The 3,359-nt window shown below is 61.3% G+C and carries 3 protein-coding genes; all 3 read right to left on the reverse strand.

Translation table 11 applies throughout. The features are described 5' to 3' along the window. Positions 1–86: 86 nt before the first annotated feature. The 3 genes from ACODSR_RS20635 to ACODSR_RS20645 are packed head-to-tail and all read right to left on the reverse strand — an operon-like array spanning position 87 to position 3,210. Complete coding sequence (locus ACODSR_RS20635; protein WP_489078395.1) at positions 87–1,076, reverse strand: tyrosine-type recombinase/integrase; 990 nt, start codon at positions 1,074–1,076, stop codon at positions 87–89. Then, positions 1,073–1,978 (reverse strand): tyrosine-type recombinase/integrase, encoded by a 906-nt coding sequence (locus tag ACODSR_RS20640; protein ID WP_489078397.1) that lies wholly within the window; start codon positions 1,976–1,978, stop codon positions 1,073–1,075. Before ACODSR_RS20640 ends, ACODSR_RS20635 begins: the two co-directional genes overlap by 4 nt. Next, positions 1,978–3,210, reverse strand: coding sequence for a tyrosine-type recombinase/integrase (locus tag ACODSR_RS20645; RefSeq protein ID WP_489078398.1), 1,233 nt, complete (start codon positions 3,208–3,210; stop codon positions 1,978–1,980). Before ACODSR_RS20645 ends, ACODSR_RS20640 begins: the two co-directional genes overlap by 1 nt. Between the last annotated feature and the right edge of the window lie 149 nt (positions 3,211–3,359).

The raw sequence follows: 3,359 nt of genomic DNA on the forward strand, positions 1-3,359 counted from the left end.
CTTGTCTTATGGGCAGATCCAGTAATGGAGAGCTGGCAGTGACCCGTTGGCCCCTTCGCCGATTTCGCCGCCAGCCCCACTCACCATTACGTTGTGCTCTTCAACAGCGCCATCAGCTTGTCGGTTGGTTGGAATGTCCCACGACGCAGATGCGGCGGCACGACCGCTTCCATGGCTTCGAGCTTTTCGGTTGGATCTCCGCGCGTATAGACTTCGGTGGTCGTCATCGTAGCATGGCCTAGCCACAGCGATACTTTCCGGATGTCTTGGGTCGCCTGCAGGATGATCATCGCACAGGTGTGCCTGAGGACATGTGGCGAGACACGCTTTTTGGCGAGCCCTGGCTGTTGCCGTGCCGCGGCTGCGGTGTGCTGCTTGAGTAGATAGGCGAAGCCCCATCGGCTCAACGGTTCACCGCGCACACTGACGAACACTTCGGGCGTCGCAACCTTTCCACGAATGGCGAGCCATGCGCGGAGTGCGGTCGCTGCCGGCTTCCACAGCGGCAGCGCTCGTTCCCGCCGTCCCTTGCCGACGATGCGTATGCTCATCGACGCCATGTCGATATTGTCGATTGTCAGGCCCGTAAGTTCCGAGACGCGCAACCCTGCACACACGGCGACATGCAACATTGCTCGGTCGCGGATGCCGTCGCGCGTTGCCGGGTCTGGAGCGTCGAGAAGCGCCTGCAGTTCCTCGCGTAGTAGATAGGGAACGAGACGCGTGTCGGTCTTCTTGAACGGGATCGCAAGCACGCGACGGACCTGATCGAGGGCCGCCGGCTGTCGGTATTCGAGGAAGCGGAAGAACGACTTGATGGCCGCCAAGCGAACGTTTCGCGTCACGGCGGCGTTATGACGATGATCCTCAAGATGCTCGATGAAGGCGCTGACCAAGCCGGCATCGATCTGCTCCAGCATCAACCTGGATGGTCTGCTCTTGAGCCTTTCAGCCGCAAACTCGAACAGGAGCTGGAAACTCTGAGCATAAGAATCGCAGGTGTGTCGGCTAGCGCCACGTTGATGGACGAGTGTTTCGCGCAGGAACGCTTCGATGAGGGGAGCGATGGGTGTCATGCTCGTTTCCCCTCAGACATGAACGCATCGCCGGCCATGGCGATGTCGCGCACGAGGTCGGCGGTTGCCTCCAGATACCAATAGGTGGCGTAGATGTTGACGTGCCCCATGTACGTTGCGAGCGCGACCATATGCGCACCGCACCGATTTCGACCCGTCGGACTGTCTTGTAATGCCCGCACCGCGAATGTGTGCCGCAGATCATGCAGCCGCGGGCGAAGCGCCGACGATGGCCGGATGACAGCTTTGCCGACCAGCCTGTCAAAGGTCTCTTTGACTGCAATGTAGCGCAGTGGTTGGCCATTCGCGTCGGCGAACACAGGGTCATCTCCAGAGCCGGAGCCGCGGCGTTGCAGGTAGCGTTGCAAGCCTGCCGCCGCCGTATCGTGCAGGGGCACAAGACGGGTCTTCCGGAACTTGGTCTCGCGGATCAGCAAACCGTCGCTCGATATGTCGGCGAACGTGAGATTGAGGGCTTCGGAGATGCGCAGCCCTGTGGCCGCGAGTAGGGCTATCAAAGTCGCATAAGTTAGCGGGCGCAGGCTTCCTTGAGGTCGAAGCTGGCCAGCGGTTTCGATCAGGCGAGCGATCTCCGTGCCCGAGTAAATGTGCGGTGATCGGCGCCTTTTGCGGGCACCGAAGTGATTGCCCGGGGGCAATTCGTGCCGCACGTCTTCGATGCGGATATGGCGCGCGAAGCGGCAGACAGCTTTCAGCCGAGCGTCGCGCTGTGCAATTGACGGTCCCAGTGCAGCCCAATCGATGGCTGTTTGCGTTTGAACATACGCCTGTCCGCGCTCAGCCGCGAAGCCGGCGAAGCTTTTGAGCAGATACTCGGCATTCGACATCTCAAAGCCCGTGGCACGCCGCAGTGCGAGATAGGTCTCGATGGTCTTCAACATCAGAGCACCTCCGGCCATGGCTGCGCCACCTGCTTCAGAAGCGCGACATCGGCTTTGGCGTAGTGGGCCGTCGTGTCGATGCCACTATGTCGGAGGACCAGACCGATCTTGTCGAGCGGTACCCCGTGGCGCAGCATCTCTGTTGCCGCGGTGTGGCGTAGGACGTGGGCACCCTTGAACGGTGTCATGAGGCCAGCCCGCTTCATGACGCGCCTGACCACCGAAGAAACGGCGTCACCGTTCAAGAACGGGCGACTGGGCGCGATCGTGCTCAGGAACACGCGATCACTTCGGCAGAAAGACGGTCGGCATTCGAGATAGGCCGCGACCGCATCCCCGACGTCCTGGGGCAGCGGCAAGCGAACTTCATGGCGCGACTTACCCGTGACCCGCAGCGAACCCGCCTGCCACTCGATATCGATGAGGCGGAGCTGTGCCACGTCGCCGGCCCGCAGTCCGAGGCGAGCCAACAGCAGAACAATGGCGCGATCCCGCCTGCGCGCGCCGGCGTCTCCATCGCAGGCGGCAATCAAGCGACTGACCTGTTCGCTCGATAGATATCGCGGCATCTCGGCAAGCTGCCAATGGGCATAGGCCGGAACGGCATTGTCGAGGCCGGCGCGGCAATGCCCTTGCGTGGCGAGGTAGCGCAAGAACGCCCGCAGGCTTGTGGTCATCTTCTCGATGGTGCCGCGGCCGCATGTGCTCGCGCGCGTCATGAAATAGCAGCGAATATCGGCGGGACACCACTGTGTCGGCTCCGCTCCAAGTGCCGCCATAAAACTGATCGCATTGCGCGCATACAGCCCGATGGTAGCATCAGATGCCCCGCGATGCTTGCTGAGCCATGCTTTAAAGTCGGCGACGAACTGCGGTTCAGCAGGGTGCATCGCGGCGACTGCCGGCTTGCACACGCCTATTTTCTCGAGGTGCCGACGAAAGAGCCTCGCACCGTAGATGGTGTGATGGTTGCGGCGCCCTCCCTTGGCTCGCGGGCATTGGCACGCCCTCAAATGTTGTTCGAACGCTGCTAAATCCATGTCGCTCACGCTGGCATCGCGCTCTGCCATGACATGGCCGACGTGAGCTGCCGCCCGCAAATAGCGCACCGCCGTATCGGGTCCATAGCCCTCCCGTTCGAGCGAACCGGCAAAGCCATCTAGAAATGGTCCGCACGGCCCGTTGCGCAGATGCTCCAGCGTCTTCGACGAAGAAAAGTAGATCTCCAACATGTTTATCCCCGCTCGTAACCGGCCATCAGTGGCCGAGCAGACGGGGCACCACTGGCGCCATATTATGAAGAGTGAAAAATCGACGGCTCACGGGATAATACTGGCGGCGCAGTCGCCAGCTCTCCATTACTGGATCTGCCCATAAGACA

The sequence above is a fragment of the Sphingobium sp. FG125 genome (assembly GCF_057809795.1).

Bases quoted from the DNA above. Each gene is read 5' to 3' on its own strand.
- ACODSR_RS20645 (WP_489078398.1), bottom strand. From the start codon at position 3,210: ATGTTGGAGATCTACTTTTCTTCGTCGAAGACGCTGGAGCATCTGCGC.
- ACODSR_RS20635 (WP_489078395.1), bottom strand. From the start codon at position 1,076: ATGACACCCATCGCTCCCCTCATCGAAGCGTTCCTGCGCGAAACACTC.
- ACODSR_RS20640 (WP_489078397.1), bottom strand. From the start codon at position 1,978: ATGTTGAAGACCATCGAGACCTATCTCGCACTGCGGCGTGCCACGGGC.